The 5642-nt window shown below is 58.8% G+C and carries 4 protein-coding genes; all 4 read right to left on the bottom strand.

The genetic code is table 11. The features are described 5' to 3' along the window. A partial coding sequence (locus tag VN887_20520; protein HXT42404.1) for an NAD(P)/FAD-dependent oxidoreductase occupies positions 1-1049 on the bottom strand: 1049 nt, incomplete at its 3' end. A gap of 43 nt (positions 1050-1092) precedes the next feature. Beyond that, complete coding sequence (locus VN887_20515; protein HXT42403.1) at positions 1093-1542, bottom strand: four helix bundle protein; 450 nt, start codon at positions 1540-1542, stop codon at positions 1093-1095. 39 nt (positions 1543-1581) lie between these two features. Then, a complete protein-coding gene (locus VN887_20510) occupies positions 1582-2868 on the bottom strand; it encodes a 2-oxo acid dehydrogenase subunit E2 (GenBank protein ID HXT42402.1) in 1287 nt (428 codons plus the stop codon). Positions 2869-2958: 90 nt separating this feature from the next. Next, positions 2959-5592 carry a pyruvate dehydrogenase (acetyl-transferring), homodimeric type gene (gene aceE / locus VN887_20505; protein HXT42401.1) on the bottom strand — a complete coding sequence of 878 codons (2634 nt, stop codon included), beginning with the start codon at positions 5590-5592 and terminating at the stop codon, positions 2959-2961. Positions 5593-5642 lie beyond the last annotated feature (50 nt).

Below are 5642 nucleotides of genomic sequence, written 5' to 3'. Positions count from 1 at the left end.
ACAACCGCGGGAACAACGAACTTGTCGCCGCCGGTGGATTTACCCGTGATGACTTCCACCGCGTTGCGTCCTTCGCGCGACGCCTTGTGCGCCAGCAACACACCGCCCGCGCAATCGCCGATGGCGTAAATGTCCGGGTCGCTCGTCTGCTGCTTCTCGTTGACCTTGATGAAACCCTTGTCGTCACGTGCGACCTTCGTGTTCTCCAGACCCAGGTCCTCGCAGTTCGGCACACGTCCCACGGCGACCAGCACGCGATCGTACAATTCCTCCGTCTGTTGGCCCTCGGCCTCAAAGACGACGCGGATTTGTTTTCCTTTGGTGTCCATTTTCGCGACCTTCGTCTTGACGCGAATTTCTTTGAAAGCTTTTTGCGCGCGGGCCATGACAGGCCGGACCAGGTCGGGATCGCCACCGGTGAGAATCGAATCGAGCGCTTCGACCACCACGACCTTACTGCCCAACTCGGCGTAAACCGTTCCCAGTTCCATGCCAATGTAACCGCCGCCGACAACCAGCAGATTCTCGGGAATCTCTTCGACTTCGAGCGCCTCGCGCGACGTCATGATCCGCGGGTTGCCGAGGTCGAATGCTTTCGGCATGGCCGACTTCGAACCGACCGCAATGATCGCCTTCTCGAAGTTGATGAACCTCTGGCCTTCGGCCGTCTCGACCCGCAACGTGTGCGAATCCTCGAAATGCCCGCGGCCGTTCCAGACTTCGACGCCGCGCATCTTGGCCAGTTGCGACACGCCGCCGGAGAGTTTCGTTAGAACGGATTCCTTCCACGCGCGGAGTTTGGCGAGATCGATTTGCGGCGCGGCGAAGGTAATGCCGCGATGTTCGGACTCTTTCGCCGCGCTGATCAGGTGCGTCGCATGCAGGAGGGCTTTGGAGGGGATGCAGCCACGGTTGAGACACACGCCGCCGAGACGTTTGTCCTGTTCGACGAGGATGACTTTTTTGCCCAGGTCGGCGGCGTAGAACGCGGCGGCGTATCCGCCGGGTCCGGCGCCGACTACGACAATTTCGATCTTGGTGGGGTCCATGATAAGAGTTGGAGTAGTGGAGGGTGGAGTATTGGAGTGCTGATCAGACCCGTGCGCCACCATAAGCGACGTTGCTTTCTTTCAAGACAAGATGATCAATCCAGTGACCCTGGATTTCCTTGCGCTCCAGGCTTTCAACGAGTTTGAGCAGACCGTTTTCCAGTTTGAAAGCGAGACTGTTCAGCGGCTCGAACTCGTCGTCGCTGATCTGTTCCGCCTTGTGATAAGCGATCAGGCCGGAAACGCTTTCGCCCAACGAGCCCAGCGCGTAATTCAAACCCTGCAAATACTCGCGAATGGAACGACGACAATAACCCTCGGCAATGTTTCGATGCACGGAGTCGGACGAGGCGATGCCCTGTGAAGCCACACGACGCAGGTCATAAGGAAATGCCTTGAACACACGGGAGCATGCGACATAGAAGTCAACCGCATCCCGCCATACGCGCAGTTGCTGATAACCGCGGTTCTTATTTCGATAGCTGGCGTCCATACTCTTTTACTCCATCACTCCAATACTCCTTCACTCCACTCAGAGCTTTAGCTCGTTCTCCGGAAAGCTTTCCAGCGCCTGCACCAGATCCACTGTGAACCGCGCCGCTGCTCCGCCGTCAATCACACGGTGGTCATACGAAACGGCGACGGGCAACATCAGGCGTTGCTGGATTTGCTTGTCGCTCACGACTGCCTTCAACACGCCGCGACCCAGGCCGAGGATCGCAACTTCCGGCAGGTTGATGATCGGCGTGAAATGCCCGCCACCGATGCCGCCCTGGTTCGAAACCGTGAACGTGCCGCCCTTCATCTCGTCCATCGACAGCTTGCGCTCGCGCGCTTTTGCCGCCAGTTCCTCAACCTCCTTCGCGAGTTGAAGCACGGTTTTTTTGTCCACATCGCGAACGACCGGCACGAGCAACCCCGCATCCGTGTCCACCGCGACTCCGATGTGGTAATACTCTTTGGACACGATCTCTCCGGCCGCTTCGTCGAGACTGGAATTAAAAATCGGATGCTTTTTCAATGCGGCGGCGACCGTCTTGAGCGCCAGCGGCGTGAGCGTGAGCCGCGCGCCTTTGGCCTCGTAAGCCGCCTGATGCTTCTTACGCAACTCCATCAAAGTCGTAATGTCCGCCTCATCAAACTGCGTCACGCGCGGCACGCTCACCCAGCTTTCACTCATCCGCTCGACGATGACTTTGCGAAGCTGGGAGAGCGGTTTCTTCGCGACCTTGCCCCATTTGGAAAAGTCAATCAGTTCGGGTGCAACGGCGGGGCGCGCCACTCCGTGCACGCCGACCGGTCGTGGTGACGCCGCCGCTTTCTGCAGCCGTTGAATGTAAGCGCGCAAATCTGCCATCACGATTCGCCCGCCCGGCTCACTCCCGCGCACACGCGTCAAATCAACGCCCAGTTCGCGTGCCAGCTTGCGGACGGATGGCCCAGCGGCGACTTCCGATTCGGACTTCGCGACAACCTCCTCCTCGCGCTCGTCCTCGTTCACTTTCTCAATCTTGGTTTGCTTCGCCTTTTCCAGCTCTGGTGTTTCTTCAGGCGATCCCTTTTTCGTCGCTCTCGCCTCGGCACGATTGCCGTCGTCCAGCATCAGAATCACCTGACCGACGGAAATCTTGTCGCCTTCCTTGACGCGGATTTTAGTCACCGTCCCGGAAGCCGTCGCAGGAATCGAGGCTACGGCCTTTTCGTTTTCCAGCTCGATGATTGTCTGGCCCTCCTCGACCCGGGCGCCCTCCTTGACAAGGATGCTGACCACGACGCCGGAGTCGGCGCCCTCGCCCAGTTTGGGAACGGTTACGTCCACAGAATTAGATCGTTCTTAGACAAAGCCCGAATTGCCACGACCACGAAGAGGACAAATTACGCCATGGTCGCGCGGCCTGTCGAATGAAAGCTATATGATTTGCGGAAACGCCTTCTCCGGATCGACACGCAGGTCTTTGATCGCCTGTGCCACGACTTTGCGTGCGAGCCGGCCTTTCTGAGCCAGAGCGAAAAGCGTCGCGATGACCGTGCATTCGGCGTCCACCTCAAAAAAGCGGCGCAGTCGGTCCCGGGTGTCGCTTCGGCCAAACCCGTCCGTGCCAAGCGTCATCAAACCACCCGGAACCCAGGGAGCGATCTGGTCGGGCACGATCTTCATAAAGTCCGATACGGCGACAAACACACCCTTTTCCATTTCGAGCACGCTTTCAATATGGGGCTTTTTCGGCGGATCCGCCGGGTGAAGCATGTTCCAACGCTGGCAGCGGAGTGCGTCGTTGCGCAGCAATTTATAGTTCGTCGCGCTCCACACGTCGGCGGACACATCGTAGCGGTCGGCAAGTATTTCCTGGGCTTTCAACGCGGACCGGATGACAGGGCCGCTGCCAAAGACGTGGGCTTTGTGCTTCCTGTGCTCGAGGCCGGGTTTGAATTTGTAGAGGCCCTTGAGAATTCCATCCTCGACGCCCCCGGGCATCGGTGGCATCGCGTAGTTTTCGTTGTAAAGCGTAAGGTAATAAAAGATTTCTTCACCGGCCTGATACATGCGACGCATGCCATCCTGAACGATGACGGCGATCTCATAGGCGAACGCGGGATCGTAGGTCAGCAGCGTCGGAATGGTGCTGGCCAGAAGGAGGCTGTGACCATCTTGGTGTTGAAGGCCTTCGCCGTTGAGCGTGGTGCGGCCCGCCGTGGCGCCAAGCAGAAAGCCCTTCGCCTTGATGTCTCCCGCCAGCCACATCTGGTCGCCGATGCGCTGGAAGCCGAACATCGAGTAGTAAATGAAAAACGGAATCAAGCTGATGGAGTGGCTTGCGTAGGCGGTGCCCGCGGCGATGAATGAAGACATCGAGCCCGCTTCTGTGATCCCTTCCTCCAAAATCTGTCCATCCTTCGCCTCGTGGTAATACAGGAGCGACTTGCTGTCCACCGGCTCGTAAAGCTGGCCCTGGTGCGAGTAGATGCCGATTTCGCGAAACAACGCGTCCAGGCCGAACGTGCGCGCCTCGTCGGGGATGATCGGCACGATGCGTTGGCCGACCTGTTTGTCGCGCAGCAAATGGCTGAGCAACCGTACAAAAGCCATCGTGGTGGAAGCCTCGACCCGGCCGGAACCTTTAAGAAAATCCGCAAACGCCGCAAGTGGCGGCGCTTTCAAGGGCTCCGCTTTGACCTCGCGTCTCGGCAGAAACCCGCCCAGCGCCTTCCGGCGTTCGAGCAGATATTTCGTCTCCGGGCTGTCGGCCGGCGGCCGATAGAACGGCGTGTCAACGATCTCCTCGTCGCTGATGGGAATGTTGAAGCGTGCGCGGAACTCCCGAAGTTCCTTTTCATTGAGTTTTTTCTGCTGGTGCGAAATGTTCCTGCCTTCACCTGCTTCACCGAGGCCGTACCCTTTGACCGTCTTGGCGAGAATGACCGTCGGTCGGCCCGCGTGTTCCACTGCGGCCCGGTAAGCCGCATAAACCTTGCGCGTGTCGTGCCCGCCCCGAAGCAGCTTCCGTATCTGTGCGTCGGTCAGGTGATTCACCAGATTGAGCAGCTCCGGATATCTGCCGAAGAAATGTTTGCGCGTGTAGCTGCCCGGTTCGACCGAATACTTCTGGTAATCGCCGTCCACCGCCTCCTCCATCCGCTTGATCAACAGTCCTGATTTGTCGGCAGCGAGCAGTGGATCCCACTCCGAACCCCAGATGACCTTGATGACATTCCAGCCGGCGCCACGGAAGGCAGCTTCGAGTTCCTGAATGATCTTGCCGTTGCCCCGCACCGGGCCGTCGAGGCGCTGCAAGTTGCAGTTTACCACCCAGATCAGGTTGTCGAGGGTCTCGCGCGACGCGAGCGTGAGCGCGCCGAGCGTCTCCGGCTCGTCGGTTTCGCCGTCACCGACAAATGCCCAGACCTTCGGTTCCGCGGTCCATTTCACCAGCCCGCGGGCTCGCAAATAGCGGTTGAACCGCGCCTGATAGATCGAATTGATCGGACCGAGGCCCATTGAAACCGTTGGAAATTGCCAGAAATCCGGCATTAAATACGGGTGCGGATAGGATGACAAACCACCGCCCTGCGCAAGTTCCTGGCGAAAGTGGTGCAGATGCTTCTCGTCCAGCCTTCGCTCGAGAAAAGCCCGCGCATAATTGCCCGGCGTGGCGTGGCCCTGAAAGAAGATCATATCGCCCGGACGCCCGGCATCACCGGCGTGAAAGAAATGATTGTACCCTACTTCATAGAGTGTCGCGAGCGAGGCGTAGGTCGAAATATGACCGCCGAGTCCGCTGTGTTCGCGATTCGCGTTCACCACCATTGCCATGGCGTTCCAGCGGATGTAACTCTTGATCCGCACCTCGGTCTGCCAGTCGCCGGGGAAGGGTGGCTCTTCCTCGACCGGGATTGTATTCACGTAAGGCGTGCTGACCGGCGCGGGCCCCTTGACACCGATCGCCCGCAATCGATCGACGAGATTATCGAGGAAGAATGGCGCCTCCTGCCCTGAGCCCTGGGTTTTCAGCACTTGCCCGATTACGAATTCAAGCGATTCCAGCCATTTTTTTCTGGCGACGTCGGGACGTGAGGTCCTGGTTCCGTTCGCGG

Origin of the sequence: Candidatus Angelobacter sp. (assembly GCA_035607015.1) — a bacterium.
GTDB lineage: Bacteria > Verrucomicrobiota > Verrucomicrobiia > Limisphaerales > AV2 > AV2.
Note: the sequence above shows the minus strand (reverse complement) of the source record. Positions and strands in the feature narration are given on the sequence as shown.